Raw genomic sequence first — 19,172 nt, forward strand, 5'->3', positions numbered from 1 at the left:
TCAGTACGTCCCGGTCGGGATCGGGTGCAGCGGGTTGTCGCTGGACATGTCGCTCGGTGGCACCGTCATGACCGGCGGCGGCGCTGCAGGCGCGGCGGCGGGTGCCTGCGCGGGTGCCGCTGCCTCCGGCGGTGCAGCCGATGCCGTCTGCGCCGGCCCACCGGCAGATTCGGGCGCCGCCGCTGGGCCGGGCGCGGCCGGCGGTGGCGGTAGTGTGGTGCCTTCCGGCGGCGGCACCGATGTCATGAAGCGCCCGCCGAACATTGCGGGCGGCGGCGTGGTGCGCGGCGCGGCGGCAGGCTGCCCGAACGAGCCTTTGGGTGGCGCATTGCTGGCCGCGGCCGGCGCGGCGGCTGCAGCGGCGGCAGCTTTGGAAGCCTGTTCGCGTGTTGTGGTCCCGCCACCCACGGCGCCCACCGGTACGACGGCGCCGGCAGCCGACGCCGGCGCGGGCAGTGCCGCAATCGGCGCGGCCGGCGGATCGAGCCGCAACTGCTCCGTGCGGACGGTGCTGTCGGTGCCGGACCAGATCTCGCGCGTGTCCGCATCCGCGGCCAGTTGTGGCCGCACGATGTGCGGCGTGATCTGCAGCACGATCTCGGTCTTCTTGTGCTCGCCGTTGTGGTTGGAGAACAGGCGGCCGAGCACGGGCAACTGACCCAGCCCCGGGACCTTGTTGGCCGCGTCGCGATCCTCATCCTGGATCAGCCCGCCGAGCACCTGGGTCTCGCCGTCCTTGAGCCGCAGGGTCGTCGACGCATTGCGCGTGCCGATCTGATAGGCCAGCGAGCTCAGGCCCGTCTGCGCGTTGCTGCTGGAGATGATCTGCGTGATGTTGCTGACCTCAAGACTCATCTTGATGCCGACATCGTCATCTCGATAGACCTGCGGCTCGACTTCAAGCTTGATGCCGACGTCCAGGTACTGGATGGATTGCGAGTAGACCGGTCCACTGGTGCTCGGCACGCTGGAGCTGGAGATCACGGGCACCTTGTCGCCGATCAGGATCTTGGCCTTCTCCTTGTTGCGTGTGCGAATGCGCGGACTCGCCAGCAGGTTCGCGTCGGTATCGGTCAGCTTGAAGTTGGCCGTGGCCGACAACCCGCTGGCCGTAAGCTGATTGATCGTCAGATGGTGCAACGCGCCCCATGTGTTGGCGGAAGACGGCGTCCCGAGCGAGAAGCTGTTCGGCCAGTCGATGCCAAGATCGGTCAGGCGATCGCGCGACACTTCCAGCACCTCGACTTCCAGCATCACCTCCGGCTCAGGCAGATCCTGGGCAGCAATCATCCGCTCGGCCACGCGGATGGTCTCGGGCGTCGCCCGGATCGACACGGTATTCGCCCGGTCGTCGATCACGATCTCCTTGATCTTCAACAGGTTCTTCAGGAGTGTTTCGATGTGCTTGGCATCGGTATTGGAAAGCTGGAACGTGCGAACCTTCAGGTCTTGGTATTCCTGCTGCTTGGCCGGGGTGGCCGGATAAATGAACACCGTGGTCGCGTTGAGTACCTTCTTCGCCAGTTGGTTCTGGAGCAGGATCATGTCGACGGTATCTTCGAGCGAAGCGTTCGAGACGAAGATCGTGGTCTTCAGATCGGTACGCACATCCCGGTCGAAAATGACGTTCAGGCCGGTGGTGCGCGACAGCGCCTCGAACACCATGCGCACGTTGGCATCGCGGAACTGCAGCGATACCGGCTTGCGCATGATCGACGCGGCCGCATTCTTGTCTTCGCTGGCCTGTTTTTGCGCGCGACGCTTCTCGGCAATCTCACGATTGAGCTGCAGCGCGAGGGCATCATTCGGACTCTGCGCGAGCACCTGATCGATGCGCTCGGCCGCGCTGTCATACGAGCCGCGCGCGATCATCCGCTCGGCCTCTTGGAGGGTCGCATTGTCGCGCCGGCCGCGGCCGACTGCCGCGGCGATACGCTTGCCGCGCTCGCTGGTCGGGTCAAGCCGATACGCTTGTTGGAGTTGCGCTTGCGCCCCGTCGAAATCATGGTCCAGACGCAGGCGGTCGGCCTCGTCGAGCAACACCTTGACCTGGCGGTCCCGCTCGTCCATGTACTTGAGCCTGAGCTGCGCATTGCTCGGCTCCCGCTGGCTGGCGGTCTGTAACTGGTTGACGTCCCGCGTGGTGGCACACCCGCCACCAACGGCAACGAGAACGGCCAACGCCAGGCCGCGGAGCAGCGGCGTGGGGGCTGGGTGGGGGAGCAATCGGCGGCGGTCTGCTTCAGGCGCCGCTGCCGCACGGCAGGACGGTTTCATTTAGTTCCCCTCGCCTTGAATGGGCATCACTTGCTGCTGGTTCAGCGGCAGGTATGTGAAGAGCGCCCCGGTGGCCGCGATCGATTCGAATCGGTACGTCCCGTCGACCACCTCCCCGGGTGAGACGATCAGGAGCCGATCGCCGCTGCTGATGAACACCTGCGGCTTGGCCGCATCCGGGTTGAGCGTGCCGAGATAGACGAATGGCAACGCAGGCGCGCTCGGTGGTGGAGCCGGCTCCGGCGCTGGCGCAACAACAGGAGGGGGCGGGGGCGGGGGCGGCAGCCACGACAATACGGCGAATGGATCGTTGTCCGACGTCTCCGACAGCGGCGCACGCAACTCGGCGAGGCGCACGCGCGGCGCGGCTGGCTCCGTCTTGGCGGCCGGTTCAACACCTGAGGCCACCACGGGGTGCGACGCATCGCGTGCGGCAGCATGGCGCACGCTGGGCGGTACCGCCGCCTCCACATTCAACACATGCAACGCGTGCAGGCGCTTCGCGCCGCCCCAATAGGACAACACCGCGGTGGCAAGCACCGCGACCGCAACCAGGCTGCGGGTAGCGAGGGCCGGTTTCATGAGCTGCCCCCCTTGTAGATCAAGTCAAAGCGGATGCGGGCTTCCAGTACATCGCCGCTCACGGCGGGCCGGTCCACGTGAATTTCCTGAAGCGCCGCATTGGGGATGTTGTTCAAGACCAATGCCACGAAGCGCCGGATGGAAACGTAGCGGTCCTTGACCGGCAGCAGGACCTGATAGCTCAGGTACGCGCCCGAACGATCGTTGCCAATCTGATACTGGGCCGAGCCGAGGGTCAGGCCTGCGGTGTGTGCCTGCGCCAGAATGGCCGCAACGTCATCGCTGCTCTGCGCGAAGGGTGGAAACCATTCTGGCAGCGTCTCCAGCAACTGCGCATCGGATACCAGACGCGCATCGCGCACAGCACTCTGCGCGGCTGCCGCCTTCGCCAGTTGCGCCCTTTGGTGCAACGCGCGCGTGCTGGCATCGAGCATGGGCGCTGCACACCACGTTGCCGCTGCAGCGGCGAGCATCGCGGCACCGGCCAGCCCGGTCCAGCCAAACATGCGCCGCAACCTGAATTGCAGGGTCAGCAGCAGATCGCGCAGCCGGGTGGGATTCATGGTTTCCTCCACACCGCTGTAATCTGAAAGCGCACAGGCACGCCCGGCACCGTCGTTTCAATCAGATGCGTGTTCAGTGCGGCCTCGCGCAGCGGCTTGCTTTGCTGCAGATACTTGAGATAGCCAATGACCGCATCGAAATCCTTCGCCTCCGCAGTGATGCGGATCTGCCCTTGCGCGGACGTATGGTCGATGCCGATGAGAGCGACGTCGTGCTCACGGTAGCCCTCTACGACGGCGAGCAGGTCTTGCCAGGGCACCGTCAATTCGGAGAGCACGGCCCGGCTGTCTTTCGCGGTTCTTTTCTCAAGCGCGGTCGGTTCGATTTTTTCAGCGCGCTTCTTGACGGGCACGCTCGAGGCGACCGAAGCGAATTCCGCACGGGCGCGATCGTTGTTGCGGTAAGCACGCCAGAGCGCATGGCCCGCCAGCGACAGCAGCAATGCGGCGACGATCGCCAGCGAGATTCCGGCAGCGGTCGGGCCTGCACGGCGGTGCGCAAAATCCAGGGCGAGGTGCGACATCATTGTGCGAACTCCATGAGGCAGCACGCGGGGGCGTGGCCGCTGATGTGGTCCGTCAGCAACTGAACGTGGTCAAAGTACGGATCGAATTGCCCCGGATCGACGGCGAGCCCGCAAACGTAGACCTTGCAATCGTGAGGCAACCGAACGGAAGCGCGCTCGAAGACGTGACGGGCAACTTCACCGAGCGGCGCCGCCGTCGTCGTGGCATTCGGGAAGACCCGCTGAGCGTCATACGCGAGCCAACGCCCATCCTCGATCGTCACCGCGTGCAGCGTGGTATCCCCCACGACCAGCAGCAGACCCTCATGGCCGCTCACCGCCCGGCGCACGCGATTCAATATCTGCGGCAACCCCAGCGTGATGCTCTCAGCCTGCACCCGGGCGTCGGAACACGCCTGACCGATGCCGTCGAGCAGCGTGCGTGACAAGGCGCTGGCAAACAGGGCTCGACCGTCCTCGCGTACTTGCCAGCGGATCGACGGAACCTGCGAATCAGCACTGGAATTGGCGCCGAATACATCGGAAAAGTACGCGCGGACCACGTCCTCCACATCGCGCGCGTGCATCGAGCGGAAGTCTCCGCGCACGATGGCATGATTGCCCCAGAAGTCGTCCAGGACGATCGCAGCGCGGCGCGTTACCCGAGCGACGCGTTCTGTTGACGGAGCGGCCTGCGGCGCCTCGACTGCCAGTGCCTCGCTTTTCAGCGCTTCGGTTTTCAGCGCCTCGCTTCTCAGCGCATTGCTTCTCAGCGCATTACGCAGCGCCTCGATCGCACCCCGTTCCGTATAGCGCAGCGCTTCGTCAATCTCGATCGTCAGCCGTGGCGCGTTGCTTGCATCCGGTGCCGGCGTGGTGGCGGGCGAATCCCCAGCCCCCTCGGGCGGGACATCTGCGCTGGGATGCGAACCTGGCATGGCCCAGGACGGAAGCGCCGCATGCAGCCGGTCGGCAAAGCGCGCGCTTGCGCTTCGCTGCCGGCCCAGCGCGAGCATGCTCGCACCGAGCCCGATGGCCAGTGCCTCAGTCGACGATGGTGACACGGTTGAGCTCCTCAAGCGTTGTCTCGCCCGCGGCCACCAGCTTGACCGCTGCCGTGCGAAGCGTTGTCATGCCGCTGCGCATCGCCGCCTGCTTGATCTGGCTGATCGGCGCGCGCTCGGACAGCAATTGCCGCAGTTCGTCATTCATGCGCAGTGACTCCGCGATGGCCCGCCGGCCGCGATAGCCGGTGCCTCGGCACGACGCACAGCCAATGCCGCGCCGAAATCGAAAGCCTTGCGCCACTTCGGGGTCGATGCCCGAGCGCGCCAGCAGTTCAGGCGCGTACTGCTCCGGCACCGAGCAATCCGCGCAGCACTGGCGCAGCAGCCGTTGCGCAATCACACCGTTCAACGCAGAAACAAAGCTGTATGAATCGACGCCCATGTTGGTAAAGCGTCCGATCACATCGAACACGTTGTTGGCATGCACGGTCGTGAACACCTGGTGGCCGGTCAGCGCTGCCTGCACGGCAATCTGCGCGGTCTCGCTGTCACGAATTTCGCCCACCATGATCTTGTCGGGATCGTGCCGCAGGATCGACCGCAGCCCGCGCGCGAACGTCAGCCCCTTCGCCTCGTTGACGGGAATCTGCAAGATGTCGCCCAGTTGATATTCGACCGGGTCTTCGATCGTGATGATCTTCTCCAGGCCATCGTTGATCTCGGTGAGGATGGCGTAGAGCGTGGTGGTCTTGCCGCTGCCGGTCGGGCCGGTCACCAGCAGCATCCCGTAAGGCATGCCTGCGACCGTGCGCATGAAGGTCACGTCGTCCGTCTGGAAACCCAGCGCTTCAAGCGTCAGCCCGCCGGCTGCCTGCGAGAGCTGGTATCGATCCAGAATCCGCAGCACGGCATCCTCGCCAAACTGGTTGGGCATGATCGACACCCGAAAGTCGATGTCGCGCGCCGCGTATTGCGCCTTGAAGCGGCCGTCCTGCGGCACGCGTCGCTCGGCAATATCGAGCTCGGAGATCACCTTCAGGCGCGACAGCACCTGGTCTGCCAGCTCACGCCCTTCCATGCGGCTGACGGCGCTCAGCACACCGTCGATCCGGTACTTGATGGTCAGCCCGCTGGCGCGGCATTCGAGGTGAATGTCGCTCGCCTGCAATTTCAGCGCGTCGTAGATCGTGGAATTGAGCAGCCGCACGACCGGGCTGTCGTCGTGGCTGATGCCTTGTAGCGTGAGGGCAAGCGTGGCGGTATCGTGTCCGCCCTGCACGGCGCCCTCCAGCGCAACCGTGTCCATTGCGCGAACGTCTTTTTCGCGGGCGGCAAGATAGGCGGTCAAGTCTCCAACGGTTGCGAGCGACCAGCGGTAAGGCACGGTCGGACGTGCGCGCATGCGCTGGTCAACACTGCCGCGTGTGCGTGCATCCAGCGGATCCGCAATCACGAACAGCAGGCCCGGCCCGTCGCAAAAACACAGGCACAGGCGGGTCGCCGCCTCAACAAACGGGATCACGCTGAAATCCGGCTCCAGCCCGTGCATCTCCCGGATCGTGATCGGTGCCATCCTGAACGCCCGGGCAAGCTGCGCCAGGACAACCTCGGCGTCGGCCTCCACATGTGCGGGCAGCGCTTCCAGCGCGCGGATGCCTGAGCCGTAGCGCTCGCTGAGTTCGAGCAAGGCATCGCGGTATGCCGTGCAAGAGGGTTCGACCGTCGCGCCGTTCGTTTCCATGGCACACCTACTGAACGCTGGAAGCCAACTGGAAGATCGGCAGGTACATCAGCACCACAATGCCGCCGATCACGAAACCGATGACAATCATCATCGCGGGCTCCACAAGCCGTGAAGCCAAGTCAATCGCCTGGGATACGCGTGCCTCCTGAAACGCGGCAATCTTGTCGAGCACCGGCCCCAGGGCGCCGGTCTTCTCCGCGACCGTCAGCAACCGGTAGGTGATCGGGTCGGCCAACCCGACATCGAGGAACGCGTCAGAGATCCTTCCGCCATTGCGAATGCGCTCCATGGCCGCCTGCAGGGCGGATCGGTCCGTGCGGCTGACCAGCCCGCTCGCCAAGTCGAAGGCCTGCACGGCCGGAATCCCGCCGTCGGCGAGCATGGCGGAGGTCCGGAAGAACTGCGCCTGCCGGTAGACACGAAAGTGTTCGCCAATGCCGGGCAGCGACAGCAGCCGGTCGATCATCCAGTGACGTGTTGCCTGGCGCCGCAGCGCACCGGTCAATGCCAGCAGGCCGATCGCGAGTGCAATCGCCAGGCCCTGCCCGTGCGCGTGTACCAACGCACCCCAGGCCATCAGCCATTGCGAGAGCATCGGCAACTCACGTCCGCTGTGTTCCAGCAGCCCCGCAAAGCGCGGCACCACAAACGCCAGCAGAAACATGACGACCGCGCCCCCCACGGCAAGCAGCACGGCCGGGTAAATGGAAGCGGATGCCACCCGGGCACGCAGCGCCTGCAGCGTCGCACTGTTCTTCGAATAGCGTTTCAGGCTGTCGGCCAGCCCCCCGGTCTGCTCACTGGCCTTGACGCAGGCCACCAGTACGGGCGGGAAGATGTTGTCCGCCAGGTCCAGCGCCTTGGATAGCGCGTGCCCCTCCTCCAGACGCCGAAGCAGATCCCGATACACCGCTGCCGACGCCTCGCGGCGTTCATTGCTGCCCAGCGTGCGCAGCGCATCGATGACGCTCACACCCGCATCGAGCAGCGCTGCGAGCTCGCGTGCAAACAATTCAATGTTGAACTTCGCCGCGCCCAGCACCGTGCGGCCGACTCGGTTGCGGGACCGCGCGCTGCCGGCCCGGATCGCGATCACCTTCCAGCCTCGTGCGCTGGCCGCTGCGCTCGCGCCGGCCGGCGTGTCGCCCTCGATGCAGACCGTCTGCACCTGGCCACCGGAATCGAAGACGCGCAGCAGATACTTCACTTCATCCCCCTTCTTCACGGGCCTTGGCCCGACCCATCACGGCCAGCCTGCAGGCGTTGTCACCACGAAGTGATCGCCACGTTTTCGCCGGTACCGCCGGGCTGCCCGCTCTTTCCCAGCGAGTACAGGTCGTATTCGCCATGCTCGCCGGGCGACCGGTAGACGTACGGGCGATCCCACGGGTCCAGCGGAACGGCCTTCTTCAGGTAGGGACCACTCCAACGCGGCTGGTTTTGCGGCTTCGTGTTGAGCGCGTCCAACCCCTCTTCGGTACTCGGGTATCCGCCGATGTCGAGCCGATACTGGTCAAGCGCCTTGCCGAGCGATTCGATCTGCGCCTTCGCGATCTTGATGTTGGACTTGCCGATCTGGTCGAAATACTGCGGCGCCACCAGGCCCGCCAGCAGGCCGATGATGACCATGACGACCAGCAGTTCCAGCAGCGTGAAGCCACCATCGCGGCGCACGCAGCGAGGTGCGAAGACCGTGCCGCAGCCACCACGTGGGCGACAGGGGATTCGAATCATCCGCATAGCAAGCACCACGACGCGCCTCCCTTTCCGTCCCATCGAGCACCTCGCCCGACTCGGCTTGATCTCATTCTTGTTCGCGCATCACGGTAGAAGAAGTGAGGAACCCCCACCCCCACACATGGGTAAGGACCCGATGGTGGATAGGCGCACTGCGCCCCGTTGCATGCCGCCGGTCGGAATCTAGAATGCAGAAGCAGGAACAAGACCAGGGAAGGGGACAAGCCGGGCACGGATATGCGGGCAATCGGCGCGTACCGCTGCGCGGCGCCCGGCTGCGCCACATCGACCGGTGGTCACGTTCGGAGGCCTGATGAAAGCATCTTCGCAACGCGATGGCCGGCAACTGACGTGGCATGACGTCATCGAAGCGGTCCGCAAACTGACCATGGCCATTCGCCCGCAGGAGCGAGGCTTTGGGGCTGCCTCGGACGTTCGCGGCACCGCGTTCTGCATCCTGTCTCCCGATGGGCGGTTTGTTTCTGCCAATGGCAGTACCGAAGCCATCTTCGGCTATTCGAGAGAGGAATTGGCTTGCCACTCGCTGGTCGACATGGCAGCGCATGGTGGCCGACAGAACATCATCGATGGACTCTCACGCTGCGCCTCAGGCATGTTTCATTCATTTCACGCCGACCTGTGCACGCGCAGCGGACACCCCGTCGCGATACTGCTTCACCAGCATCCCATTTTCGATAGCGATGGCCGCGTCGGCGCGCTGCTGACCATCCTTGAAGAACCCTCTGCAGGTGAACCGTCTGCCCCTGGTGCGGCCGGCGACACCTCGACCACCGAACTCGACCCGACGCGTCAATACGCGTACCTGATGATCGGCCAGGAGCGGGAGCGCAAGCGCATCGCCGCCGAGCTGCACGATGGGCTCGGCCAGGCGCTGACGCTGATCAAGCTGACGATCGAGGATGCCCTGATCCACATCCATCGCAACAACATCGCCGAAGCTACGGAATTGCTCGACACGGCAGCGCTGCGCATACGCGAATCGATTGGCGACATGCGCCGCATCTGCAGCGAGCTGCGCCCAGCCCTGCTCGATCGCCTTGGGTTGGCCGCCGCGCTCGACGCCCTGTGCAAACGCATGGCGCAAGGCGCCGGGCATCTCGCCGTGCGCTTCGATTGCCGCGTCGAAGATGAGGAAGTGCCGGACAGCCTGAAGGCAGACATCTTCCGCATTACGCAGGAAGCCATGAGCAACGCCGTCAAGCACGGCGCTGCCACCGAGATCCGGCTGTGCCTGCGCCGTATCGAAACTGGAATCCTGCTGACAATCCAGGACAACGGAATTGGCTTTGACACCCAACCGCTGTTTTCCGACCCGGTATCGCAATCGGGCCTCGGGCTCATCGGGATGCAGCAGCGTGTTGAGCTGGGCGGCGGCAGCTTCTTCATCCAGTCAAGCGTGGGTGACGGCACGGTGGTCTCCGCACTCTGGCGTACCTAAGCCAAGCGCTAGCAACCACTTGAGCGCGCGGCTGAACGCGATCACCCCGATGTGCCGCCGATCAGGCCACCCTGTTGGTCATAAGGATCACAGGGGTCAGGCGTGGAGTCGGCGCCGGGGTTGGCATCGGCGTGCCGATCCTGATGCGGCGCGATCAACCCCAGATCGATCGCGGCAAGCACCAGCCCCGTCACGTTGGAGACACCGAGTTTGTCCATCAGGTGCGCCCGGTATTTTTCGATCGTTTTTGGACTGAGGTTCAGATACTGCCCCACCTGGCGATTGGTCCGGCCTTCCGCCACGAGTTGAAGCACGCTTCGCTCGCGCGCGGTCAGCGTTTCCCAAGCGCTCCTGGGCGCAAGCACATCGTGGCCATTGACGAACGACTGAACGACGTTGCCATAGACATCGGCACTCAAGTGTCGCTTGCCCTGCGTGACCGCGTGCAGCGCTGCCACCAGTTCGTCGAAGGACGCGTCTTTGAGGACGTACCCGTCGACGCCCACGCGCAGCGCTTCCCTCACGTACTCTTCTGCCTTGTAGACGGTCAGCACCACCACGCGAACCTGCGGCAGGCGGCGCTTGATGGTGGCGACCATGTCGATACCGTTCATGCCGGGCATCGACAGGTCGGTCAGCACCAGATCCGGAACCAGCGAGATGGCAAGCTGGCATGCCTCTCTTCCGTCCTTGGCCTCGCCCACCACTTCGTATTCACCCAGGGCAGACAGCATTGACCGCAAGCCGCACCTGAGCAAATGGTGATCCTCCGCTATCAACAAGCGATGCATGGCGCTCACGGCAAGTCCTCCCCAGTGCGGCCGCGTCTTTTGGGGCATCGGCGGGCCGACTGTGCTTGTTATCCCGATAAGCTCACACGAAACCGTGGAGCATGGTCTTTTTGCTTCTGGTTGCTCGCACTGCAGAACGTGCGGCTGCGCTCGCTGCGAGGTCAGCAAGAAACACGCCAAGGCATTCAAATTCACAGGCCATACAGCACCCCTGCTCAGTCATTCAACAGAATCCAAAACAGACCGACAAAAAGCGTTTCAGCGGTGTTACATGCGCCGGGGTTCAAATCCTGGCCAATCGCCCACAGCGCCGTCCGTGCAAAACAGGTCGGGCGGGCGGAAAGCCTGACGCAGCATGCATTACCAGCGCGCGGCACCTCGGCAGCGAGCGCATTTCCACACTGTGTGGCTCTTGAAAGAATATGTAATGGAAACGAAGCCCTCCCCCTTTGAATCGGGAGGCGCTCACGGCCCGGAGATCTTGCAAGGGTCGCGTCCACACTGAAAGCCAGGCGAATGGCGCACCCAGTCAGTCTGACCGCTCGCCTCTTCAGCACTGGCCGCCGCTATTTCGCATTCGGCGTTGCCCAGGGCGAACTCCGCATGTCGTCTTGCATTGAGATGACACGCCAAACCCTTGGATCCTCTGGGCTCTTCCGCGTGTCACCACAACGGCTCTGAAATGCCGCCACCCCTGCCTTTGCCATCCGGCTGCTTGGCCATTTCATTAACCTCAAGCTAATGAAACGGCGCCTAGGTTGATTGAAGTGCACGTCCTTCCGGCATACGGTACTGAACATTGAACGACTCAAGGCTGGAGACGCCACCCCATGCAACCGATGTCCACCCAATCGGCCAACGGAGCCGCCGCCATCCCGCCCCAGTGGCGCCGCCGGCGCGATGAAAAGGAACGCCGCCTGGCCGCCGCCCGTCGCATCGCCAACGGCAAGGTCATCCCCACCGGCGATATCGTCGCTGCGCTCGAAGCGCTGCTTGCCCCAGGCGACCGCGTCGTGCTGGAGGGCAACAACCAGAAGCAGGCCGATTTCCTCTCGCGCTCGCTGGCCAAGGTGAACCCCGAGCGCCTGCACGATCTGCACATGATCATGCCGAGCGTGAGCCGCGCCGAGCATCTGGATATTTTCGAAGCCGGCATCGCCCACAAGCTCGACTTCTCGTTTGCCGGGCCGCAGAGCCTGCGCATCAGCCAGTTGCTGGCCGACGGGCTGCTGGAAGTCGGCGCCATCCACACCTACATCGAGCTATATGCGCGGCTGGTGGTGGACCTGATCCCCAACGTATCGCTGGTGGCGGGCTTCAAGGCCGACCGCCAGGGCAACATCTACACCGGCCCCAGCACGGAAGACACGCCCGCGCTGGTCGAGCCCACTGCGTTTTCCGACGGCATCGTGATCGTGCAGGTGAACGAGATCGTCGATGACCCGGCCGACCTGCCACGCGTCGACATCCCCGGCTCGTGGGTCGACTTCATCGTGCAGGCCGACAAGCCGTTCTACATCGAACCGCTGTTCACGCGCGACCCGCGCCTCATCAAGCCCGTGCACGTGCTGATGGCGATGATGGCCATTCGCGGCATCTACCAGCGGCACAACGTGCAGTCGCTCAACCACGGCATCGGCTTCAATACCGCAGCCATCGAGCTGATCCTGCCGACGTACGGTGAACGCCTGGGCCTCAAGGGCAAGATCTGCCGTAACTGGACGCTCAACCCGCACCCGACGCTGATCCCCGCCATTGAATCAGGCTGGGTGGAAAGCGTGCATTGCTTCGGCACCGAGTTGGGCATGGAACGCTACGTGGCCGCGCGCCCGGATGTGTTCTTCACCGGCCGTGATGGCTCGCTGCGTTCGAACCGCATGCTGTGCCAATTGGCTGGCCAGTACGCGGTGGACCTCTTCATCGGCGCGACGCTGCAAGTGGATGGCGATGGGCATTCGTCCACCGTCACGCGCGGCCGCCTGGCTGGCTTTGGTGGTGCGCCCAACATGGGCCACGACCCGCGCGGCCGCCGTCATGCCACGCCCGCGTGGCTCGACATGACCGAGCCGGTGACGATGCTGGAGCGCGGCAAGAAGCTCGTCGTGCAGATGGTCGAAACCTTTCAGGAAGGCGGTAAGCCGACCTTCGTCGATACGCTCGATGCGGTGGCCGTCGCCAAGCAAAGCGGCATGCCGCTCGCGCCCATCATGATCTACGGCGACGACGTCACCCACCTGCTGACCGAAGACGGCATTGCATATCTCTACAAGGCACGCTCGCTGGAAGAACGGCGCGCGATGATCGCGGCCGTGGCGGGCGTCACATCGATTGGCCTGCGCCACGATCCGTCCAAGACCGAGCAGATGCGCCGCGACGGCCTGATCGCCCTGCCCGAAGACCTCGACGTGCGCCGCAGCGATGCCAGCCGCGAACTGCTCGCCGCCAAGAGCATTTCAGACTTGGTGGAATGGTCCGGTGGCCTGTACGAACCGCCTGCGCGCTTCCGGAGCTGGTAATGGAAAAGACCTTGCATCGGCCCTTGCCGGCCAGCCCGAAAGCGCGTGCGAAGCGATTGGGCGCGTTGGTGGAATCCGCCCTCATCGACGAGGTGACGCTGTCCCCCAAACCCGGTCTCGTCGACGTACGTGGCAACGGCGCGCACCACGATCTCGATTGGACGCTGATGGTGCATTCGGCCCAGACCCTGCGCCCCGCGTTTGAAGCGATGGCGTTGGCTGGCGCACAGATTGACTCGCTGCTGGCGCTGCGCGAGCGCATCGGCCGTCTGGGCCGCGAAGGTGAAGCGGCCATGCTGGATGCCACCGGCGGCATCAACACGCACCGTGGCGCCATCTGGGCGCTCGGCCTGCTGGTAACGGCGGCTGCGCAGGCACCGCACGCGTTGGATGCCGCCGCCGTTGCGAATCGCGCAGCTCGCCTGGCCAACATCCCTGATCGCTTTGCGCCCGTCTCTACCGGCCACAAGGGCGAGCGCGCCTGCAACGACTACGGCGTCGGCGGTGCGAAGGGCCAAGCCTGTGCCGGCTTTCCGCACGTGATCAAGATAGCGCTGCCCGCTTTGCGCCAGGCGCGCGCCGCAGGCATCCGCGAAGACCACGCACGCGTGGACGCGCTGCTCGCCGTCATGGCCACGCTGGACGACACCTGCGTGCTCGCACGCGGTGGCGCTAATGCATTGCGCGTCGTGCAAACCGGTGCCGCCACCGTGCGTGCTGAAGGCGGGCTCGCAACACAGCAGGGCCGCCGCGCCTTCCGCCTGCTCGAACACGACATGCTGGCGCTGCACGTATCCCCCGGCGGCGCAGCCGACTTGCTGGCCGCCACGCTGTTCCTCGACCGCCTGCCCGCCAGCGCGCACGCATCTGACATCGCATCCGCTCATCAGGAAACCGAACATGGAGCATCTTGATTTTCAGTTCACCGGCGGCGCACCCGCCGGCCGGCGCGCGTATGCCGGCGTGGTCGGCTCCGGCGACCTCGAAGTGCTGCTGACTCCCGGCAACGCCGGCCAGATCGACGTGGCCATCACTACGTCCGTTAACGGGATGAGCGCGACATGGCAGGCGCAGCTTGCACGCGTGTTCGGCTCGCATCCCTGGCCTGCTGCCAAGATCACCATCAACGACTTCGGCGCGACACCGGCCGTGGTGCGGTTGCGGCTCGAGCAGGCGCTTGAAGCGCTTGCCCAAGCGTAAGGAGACGCCATGTCACGCAACCCGATTGAACGCGACAGCTTTATCGAACGCGATGCGCGCCGTCGAGCCATCGCGCTGCTCGACCCGGGCACCTTCCGTGAATTGCTTGATCCGTTCGAGCAGTTGACCTCCCCGTGGCTGCCGCGCCAGGGCATCGTCACGCAGGCCGATGATGGTGTGGTCGTCGCACGCGGCGCGCTTGGCGGCCAACCCGCCGTGGTGCTCGCCATTGAAGGCGCCTTCCAGGGCGGCAGCATGGGTGAGGTCTCCGGCGCCAAGATCGCAGGCGCGCTGGAGCTGGCGGCGGAAGACAACCGCAACGGCATTCCCACGCGCGCTGTGATCGTCTTTGAGACGGGCGGCGTGCGGCTGCAGGAGGCCAACCTTGGCCTCGCCGCCATCGCTGAGATCCATGCAGGCATCCGAGCGCTGCGTGAGTACGGCCCGGTGATCGGCATCACGGCGGGCACGGTCGGCTGCTTTGGCGGCATGAGCATCGCAGCGGGCCTGTGCAGCTACCTGCTGATGACGCGTGAGGCGCGCCTCGGCCTCAACGGCCCGCAGGTGATCGAACAGGAAGCCGGCATTGAGGAATACGATTCGCGCGACCGCCCCTTCATCTGGAGCCTGACCGGCGGCGAACAACGCGCCGCCACGGGCCTGGCCGATGTATGTATCGAAGACGATTCCGTCGCCATCCGAGCACAAGTCGTCGAATGGCTACGCGGCGGCGCACCCAAGCACCAGCGCAGCGAACAGATCGACCTGTACCTCGATCGCCTCGCCGCCGTCGACACCACGCGCCAAGTCACCGCCGAAGATGTGCGCACGCTCTACGCCAAGGATCAAGCATGAGCCAGAACGAACTTTCCACGCGCGGCGCGACCTGGATCCGCGCACTCACCAACGGCACGCCGGTGGCGGGCTATGGCACCACGCTGCAAGTCGTCGACGCCACGCTGGCGGATCAGGGCGCGCGCTACATCGCCGTCGTGCCTGATGCCGAGAACCGCTTCCCACGCGCGCGCAACGGCGAGGTCGGCCTCGTTGAAGGCTGGCAACTCGCGCGTGCCGTGCGCGACGTCATGACCGAAGACGCCGGGCAAGAGAAGAAGCGCGCCATCGTCGCAGTCATCGATGTCGCCAGCCAGGCCTATGGGCGCCGAGAGGAAGCCTACGGTATCCACCTCGCCCTGGCGGCTGCAGCCGACGCCTATGCGGCCGCACGCTTGGCCGGCCACCCCGTGATCGGCTTGATCGTCGGCCGTGCCATGTCGGGCGCACTGCTCGCACACGGCTACCAGGCCAATCGCCTGCTCGCCCTCGACGACGCCGAGGTGATGGTCCACGCGATGGGCAAGGCTGCGGCTGCGCGCGTGACGCTGCGCTCCGTGGCCGATCTGGAACGCCTCGCGCAAGAGATCCCGCCCATGGCCTACGACATCGCCAGCTTCGCGTCGCTCGGGTTGCTGTGGAAATTGCTGAAGGTCAAGTCGGCCAACGCACCCGATGCAGGCGACATCGACACCGTGCAGACCGCACTCGCGGCAGCGTTGGCGGACATTGCCGCAGACCCATCACGCGGTCTGGAAAGCCGACTCGGCGCGCCGCTGCGTCAGGCCTCATCGCAAGTGCGCGAACGCCTGCGCGCGCAATGGAACGCGCAAGCGGAGAACACACAGCCCAACGAGAAATGACCTGGGCGCCAACGCAAGCGCCCAGACGGTGTGGCCGTACCCTGCCCTAGATGGCGCCTTGAATTTGTGTAAGCGGGCGGAAAAAAGAAGGAGGCCTGTTTGAGCGCAGCGAGTTTGCCTCCTTCGCCGCCCGGTTACAGAAATTCAAGGGGAAGTCGCCATCTCGGGCGCGCCTTTCTTTGCTTACTTTCTTTGGCAAGACAAAGAAAGTGAGTCAGCCCCGGCAGGGGATGAAACAAAGGATGCACCACCAGCAAAAAGAAAACAGTTTCTAACCCTCGATCACCACAACACCCATAACAGGCGACCCATCGCCGTTCCTTCAGGAGACAAAGACGTGATCATCTACGGTACGACCCTGCTGGCGCTATGTCATCTCGCCGGCCTCTTCCTGGGCGATTTGCTCGGCCAGGCCATCGGTGTGAAGGCCAACGTTGGCGGCGTAGGCATCGCCATGTTGCTACTGATCTTTGCGCGCCTCTACCTGCACAAGCGCGGGCTAATGCCGGCCGCCACAGAAGCCGGCGTCTCGTTCTGGGGCGCGATGTACATCCCAGTGGTGGTGGCGATGGCGGCCACGCAGAACGTGGTGACGGCACTGCGCGGCGGCCCCGTCGCGCTGCTCGGCGCGATCGGCGCGGTGGTGGTGTGCGGCGTGTGCATCGCGCTCATCAACCGCACGGGCCGCGCAGAAGATCGGCAACCCCTGCCGCCGCTGCCTGAATCCGAACAAGCCCGCGCCTAAGGAGCCCCGCCATGCTGTCAATGCTAGAAAAAGTTCTGCAACACAACGGGCTGGTCGCGGCGTTTGCGCTGGTCGGCATCGTCATGGGCCTGTCGATGTGGCTGTCGAAGAAACTGACGTTTGGCCGCGTGCACGGCTCTGCCATCGCCATCATGATCGGGCTGGTGCTGGCCTACTGGGGTGGCATGCAAACAGGCGGTGAACGCGGCCTGGCTGACCTGAAGCTGTTCGGCGGCATCGGCCTGATGGGCGGTGCCATGCTGCGCGACTTCGCCATCGTCGCCACCGCCTTTGAGGTGCAGGTGACCGAGGCACGCAAGGCCGGCATGATCGGCGCCGTCTCGCTACTGCTGGGGACGGTGCTGCCGTTCATCGTCGGCGCCTGCGTTGCCTACGCCTTTGGGTACACCGATGCCGTGAGCGTCACTACCATCGGCGCGGGTGCCGTCACGTATATCGTCGGGCCGGTAACGGGCGCGGCGCTGGGTGCCAGCTCCGATGTGATGGCGCTGTCGATTGCCACGGGCCTCGTCAAGGCGATCCTGGTGATGGTCGGCACGCCGTTCGCGGCCAAGGCATTGGGCCTGAACAACCCGCGTGCGGCCATGGTGTTCGGTGGGTTGGCGGGTACGGTCAGCGGCGTATCGGCTGGGCTTGCCGCCACCGACCGGCGTCTGGTGCCCTACGGCTCGCTGGTGGCGACATTCCATACGGGCCTCGGTTGCCTGCTTGGCCCGTCGGTCCTGTTCCTCGCCACCAAGGCGCTGATCGCATGACACAAACGCCGCTGCGCGCGCACGATCTGCTGTGGGTATCCGCGATGCCCACAGCAGCAGACGGCGCACCTTTGCCAGACTGGGCCATCACGGCATGTCGGGAAGGTGCGCCCGTCGTTGTGCGTCGTGCGCCGCGCGGCGTGGATGGGTCGATCCCCGTAGGGCTGCGCGGCCGCGCACGAAGCGAGCGCTGCGCAGGCACCATCGCGACCAGCGCCATCACGCGTGTGGTCACGCCGGAAACGCTGGCGACCACCGCCGCAGCGATCGCACACGACGCTCCGTTTGCAGCACTGCGCACCTTGCGCGCGTTGGCGCCCGCACTCGATGCACTCGGCTGGGCATGGGGGCCGACCGGCGGTGCGGGCTTTGCGCTCGCCAGCGGCTTGCCGGTTTTGCACGCGGACAGCGATCTCGACCTCGTCGTCCGCATGCCGACTGCACCGTCGGCCACGCAGCGTGACCACCTCGTGCACCTGCTAACCGACACCGAATGCCGCGTCGATCTTCAAATCGACACCGACCACGGCGGCTTTGCATGGCGTGAGTGGCTGGCCTCGCCGCGCCAGACCTTGCTCAAGACCGACCACGGCCCCCGCCTCGTTGCCGACCCATGGAGCGACGTCGCATGAGCGTCCTCTTCATGTTCCCCGGCCAGGGCAGCCAGCACGTGGGCATGCTGCACGCGTTGCCTGACGACCCTGCTGTCGCGCAAACACTGGCCGAAGCGGGCGACGTCATGGGCGTCAATCCGTTCACGCTCGATACCGCGCAGGCATTGCAGTCAACCGTGGCCGTCCAGCTCTGCCTGCTGATCGCCGGTGTGGCCGTGGCGCGCACGTTGGTTCGCCAAGATGCCGCGCCGGACATGGTGGCCGGCCTGTCGATCGGCGCGTGGCCCGCGGCCGTCGTAGCAGGCGTGCTGGATTTCAGCGATGCGCTGCGGCTGGTCCGCCTGCGCGGGCAACTCATGGAAGACGCCTACCCCAACGGCTACGGCATGGCCGTCACCGCCGGTTTGACCGAACCGGAAGTCGCCGCCATCGTTGCGCAGGTCAACACGGCGGCAACGCCCGCCTATGTCGCCAACCTGAATGCGGAGCGGCAAATTGTGGTGGCGGGCAACGATGCCGCGCTCGCGCAAGTCATGGCGCGCGCGCAAGCGGCAGGCGCATCGACTGCGGCGCGGTTGTGCATGGCAGTGCCGTCGCACTGTCCGCTGCTCGATGTTCAAGCCGCCGAACTGGCTGCCGCCGCCGCAAAGGTGACGCCCCACGTGCCGCAACTCACATACGTCAGCAGCAGCCGAGCGCGTGCGCTCTTCCGTGCGAACCTCATCATCGAAGACCTTGCGTGGAACATGGCCCGGCCGGTGCTCTGGCATGACACGATGCGGCATGCGTTCGAGCGTGGCGCTCGGCTGGGCGTGGAGATCGCGGGCAACGGCGCACTGAAGCGCCTCGCGCAACCCGTCTTCGCAAGCGATGCGGTGTTCGATGCGAGCAACGGGCTCGATGCGGTGCGGGTGCGCATCCAGCGTCAGGCACGCGCTGACGAACGATAGGGCGACAC

Annotated in this window: 19 protein-coding genes; 10 read left to right on the forward strand and 9 right to left on the reverse strand. The window is 65.1% G+C overall.

The annotated features are described in order from the left end of the window. Genes V6657_RS20130 through gspG form a run of 8 tightly spaced genes read right to left on the reverse strand, consistent with a single transcriptional unit; the run spans position 1 to position 8,413 of the window. Entirely contained in the window at positions 1-2,277 is a 2,277-nt protein-coding gene (locus V6657_RS20130; protein WP_048934791.1) for a type IV pilus secretin PilQ, read from the reverse strand. Continuing rightward, positions 2,278-2,859 carry a hypothetical protein gene (locus tag V6657_RS20135; RefSeq protein ID WP_048934790.1) on the reverse strand — a complete coding sequence of 194 codons (582 nt, stop codon included), beginning with the start codon at positions 2,857-2,859 and terminating at the stop codon, positions 2,278-2,280. Further along, the gene (locus tag V6657_RS20140; RefSeq protein WP_048934789.1) at positions 2,856-3,422 is read right to left on the reverse strand and encodes a hypothetical protein; all 567 of its coding nucleotides are present in this window, start codon (positions 3,420-3,422) and stop codon (positions 2,856-2,858) included. Before V6657_RS20140 ends, V6657_RS20135 begins: the two co-directional genes overlap by 4 nt. Further along, positions 3,419-3,949, reverse strand: a complete 531-nt coding sequence (locus V6657_RS20145; RefSeq protein WP_048934788.1) for a hypothetical protein — start codon at positions 3,947-3,949, stop codon at positions 3,419-3,421. Before V6657_RS20145 ends, V6657_RS20140 begins: the two co-directional genes overlap by 4 nt. Further along, entirely contained in the window at positions 3,946-4,992 is a 1,047-nt protein-coding gene (locus tag V6657_RS20150; protein WP_048934787.1) for a hypothetical protein, read from the reverse strand. The genes V6657_RS20145 and V6657_RS20150 overlap by 4 nt, the downstream gene beginning before the upstream one ends. After that, entirely contained in the window at positions 4,973-6,676 is a 1,704-nt protein-coding gene (locus tag V6657_RS20155; RefSeq protein WP_048934786.1) for a GspE/PulE family protein, read from the reverse strand. The genes V6657_RS20150 and V6657_RS20155 overlap by 20 nt, the downstream gene beginning before the upstream one ends. A 7-nt stretch (positions 6,677-6,683) precedes the next feature. Then, positions 6,684-7,886 carry a type II secretion system F family protein gene (locus V6657_RS20160; protein WP_048934945.1) on the reverse strand — a complete coding sequence of 401 codons (1,203 nt, stop codon included), beginning with the start codon at positions 7,884-7,886 and terminating at the stop codon, positions 6,684-6,686. 59 nt (positions 7,887-7,945) lie between these two features. After that, positions 7,946-8,413 carry a type II secretion system major pseudopilin GspG gene (gspG, locus tag V6657_RS20165; RefSeq protein ID WP_137884784.1) on the reverse strand — a complete coding sequence of 156 codons (468 nt, stop codon included), beginning with the start codon at positions 8,411-8,413 and terminating at the stop codon, positions 7,946-7,948. Positions 8,414-8,729: 316 nt separating this feature from the next. On the opposite strand from gspG, the gene V6657_RS20170 reads away from it, so the two are divergent. Then, a complete protein-coding gene (locus tag V6657_RS20170) occupies positions 8,730-9,875 on the forward strand; it encodes a histidine kinase (RefSeq protein ID WP_048934785.1) in 1,146 nt (381 codons plus the stop codon). A 41-nt stretch (positions 9,876-9,916) separates the two neighbouring features. Here the strand turns inward: V6657_RS20170 and V6657_RS20175 are convergent, their stop codons facing one another. After that, a complete protein-coding gene (locus V6657_RS20175) occupies positions 9,917-10,675 on the reverse strand; it encodes a response regulator transcription factor (protein WP_248694735.1) in 759 nt (252 codons plus the stop codon). 821 nt (positions 10,676-11,496) lie between these two features. On the opposite strand from V6657_RS20175, the gene mdcA reads away from it, so the two are divergent. The 9 genes from mdcA to mdcH all read left to right on the forward strand — a co-directional run bounded on the left by mdcA (position 11,497) and on the right by mdcH (position 19,164). After that, a complete protein-coding gene (gene mdcA / locus V6657_RS20180; RefSeq protein WP_048934783.1) occupies positions 11,497-13,182 on the forward strand; it encodes a malonate decarboxylase subunit alpha in 1,686 nt (561 codons plus the stop codon). Further along, entirely contained in the window at positions 13,182-14,096 is a 915-nt protein-coding gene (locus tag V6657_RS20185) for a triphosphoribosyl-dephospho-CoA synthase (RefSeq protein WP_048934782.1), read from the forward strand. The genes mdcA and V6657_RS20185 overlap by 1 nt, the downstream gene beginning before the upstream one ends. Continuing rightward, on the forward strand, positions 14,083-14,382 hold the full coding sequence (locus tag V6657_RS20190) for a malonate decarboxylase subunit delta (protein WP_048934781.1): 300 nt from the start codon (positions 14,083-14,085) through the stop codon (positions 14,380-14,382). Before V6657_RS20185 ends, V6657_RS20190 begins: the two co-directional genes overlap by 14 nt. Before the next feature lie 9 nt (positions 14,383-14,391). After that, positions 14,392-15,237 carry a biotin-independent malonate decarboxylase subunit beta gene (locus V6657_RS20195; protein ID WP_048934780.1) on the forward strand — a complete coding sequence of 282 codons (846 nt, stop codon included), beginning with the start codon at positions 14,392-14,394 and terminating at the stop codon, positions 15,235-15,237. Next, complete coding sequence (gene mdcE, locus V6657_RS20200) at positions 15,234-16,079, forward strand: biotin-independent malonate decarboxylase subunit gamma (protein ID WP_048934779.1); 846 nt, start codon at positions 15,234-15,236, stop codon at positions 16,077-16,079. Before V6657_RS20195 ends, mdcE begins: the two co-directional genes overlap by 4 nt. 337 nt (positions 16,080-16,416) lie before the next feature. After that, positions 16,417-16,824: a malonate transporter subunit MadL gene (gene madL / locus V6657_RS20205; protein ID WP_048934778.1), complete on the forward strand. Its 408-nt coding sequence runs from the start codon at positions 16,417-16,419 to the stop codon at positions 16,822-16,824. An 11-nt stretch (positions 16,825-16,835) separates the two neighbouring features. Continuing rightward, the gene (gene madM / locus V6657_RS20210) at positions 16,836-17,600 is read left to right on the forward strand and encodes a malonate transporter subunit MadM (protein WP_048934777.1); all 765 of its coding nucleotides are present in this window, start codon (positions 16,836-16,838) and stop codon (positions 17,598-17,600) included. Further along, on the forward strand, positions 17,597-18,232 hold the full coding sequence (locus V6657_RS20215; protein WP_048934776.1) for a malonate decarboxylase holo-ACP synthase: 636 nt from the start codon (positions 17,597-17,599) through the stop codon (positions 18,230-18,232). Before madM ends, V6657_RS20215 begins: the two co-directional genes overlap by 4 nt. Continuing rightward, positions 18,229-19,164 carry a malonate decarboxylase subunit epsilon gene (mdcH, locus tag V6657_RS20220; protein WP_048934775.1) on the forward strand — a complete coding sequence of 312 codons (936 nt, stop codon included), beginning with the start codon at positions 18,229-18,231 and terminating at the stop codon, positions 19,162-19,164. The genes V6657_RS20215 and mdcH overlap by 4 nt, the downstream gene beginning before the upstream one ends. The last annotated feature ends 8 nt before the right edge of the window (positions 19,165-19,172 follow it).

The organism is Ralstonia sp. RRA, assembly GCF_037023145.1.
Taxonomy (GTDB): domain Bacteria; phylum Pseudomonadota; class Gammaproteobacteria; order Burkholderiales; family Burkholderiaceae; genus Ralstonia.

Excerpts from the sequence above, each read along its gene's own strand:
- mdcA (WP_048934783.1), top strand. The coding sequence starts at position 11,497 with ATGCAACCGATGTCCACCCAATCGGCCAACGGAGCCGCCGCCATCCCG.
- V6657_RS20195 (WP_048934780.1), top strand. The coding sequence starts at position 14,392 with ATGTCACGCAACCCGATTGAACGCGACAGCTTTATCGAACGCGATGCG.
- madM (WP_048934777.1), top strand. The coding sequence starts at position 16,836 with ATGCTGTCAATGCTAGAAAAAGTTCTGCAACACAACGGGCTGGTCGCG.
- V6657_RS20185 (WP_048934782.1), top strand. The coding sequence starts at position 13,182 with ATGGAAAAGACCTTGCATCGGCCCTTGCCGGCCAGCCCGAAAGCGCGT.
- mdcH (WP_048934775.1), top strand. The coding sequence starts at position 18,229 with ATGAGCGTCCTCTTCATGTTCCCCGGCCAGGGCAGCCAGCACGTGGGC.
- mdcE (WP_048934779.1), top strand. The coding sequence starts at position 15,234 with ATGAGCCAGAACGAACTTTCCACGCGCGGCGCGACCTGGATCCGCGCA.
- gspG (WP_137884784.1), bottom strand. The coding sequence starts at position 8,413 with ATGATTCGAATCCCCTGTCGCCCACGTGGTGGCTGCGGCACGGTCTTC.
- V6657_RS20155 (WP_048934786.1), bottom strand. The coding sequence starts at position 6,676 with ATGGAAACGAACGGCGCGACGGTCGAACCCTCTTGCACGGCATACCGC.
- V6657_RS20170 (WP_048934785.1), top strand. The coding sequence starts at position 8,730 with ATGAAAGCATCTTCGCAACGCGATGGCCGGCAACTGACGTGGCATGAC.
- V6657_RS20140 (WP_048934789.1), bottom strand. The coding sequence starts at position 3,422 with ATGAATCCCACCCGGCTGCGCGATCTGCTGCTGACCCTGCAATTCAGG.
- V6657_RS20135 (WP_048934790.1), bottom strand. The coding sequence starts at position 2,859 with ATGAAACCGGCCCTCGCTACCCGCAGCCTGGTTGCGGTCGCGGTGCTT.
- V6657_RS20145 (WP_048934788.1), bottom strand. The coding sequence starts at position 3,949 with ATGATGTCGCACCTCGCCCTGGATTTTGCGCACCGCCGTGCAGGCCCG.
- V6657_RS20215 (WP_048934776.1), top strand. The coding sequence starts at position 17,597 with ATGACACAAACGCCGCTGCGCGCGCACGATCTGCTGTGGGTATCCGCG.
- V6657_RS20130 (WP_048934791.1), bottom strand. The coding sequence starts at position 2,277 with ATGAAACCGTCCTGCCGTGCGGCAGCGGCGCCTGAAGCAGACCGCCGC.
- V6657_RS20190 (WP_048934781.1), top strand. The coding sequence starts at position 14,083 with ATGGAGCATCTTGATTTTCAGTTCACCGGCGGCGCACCCGCCGGCCGG.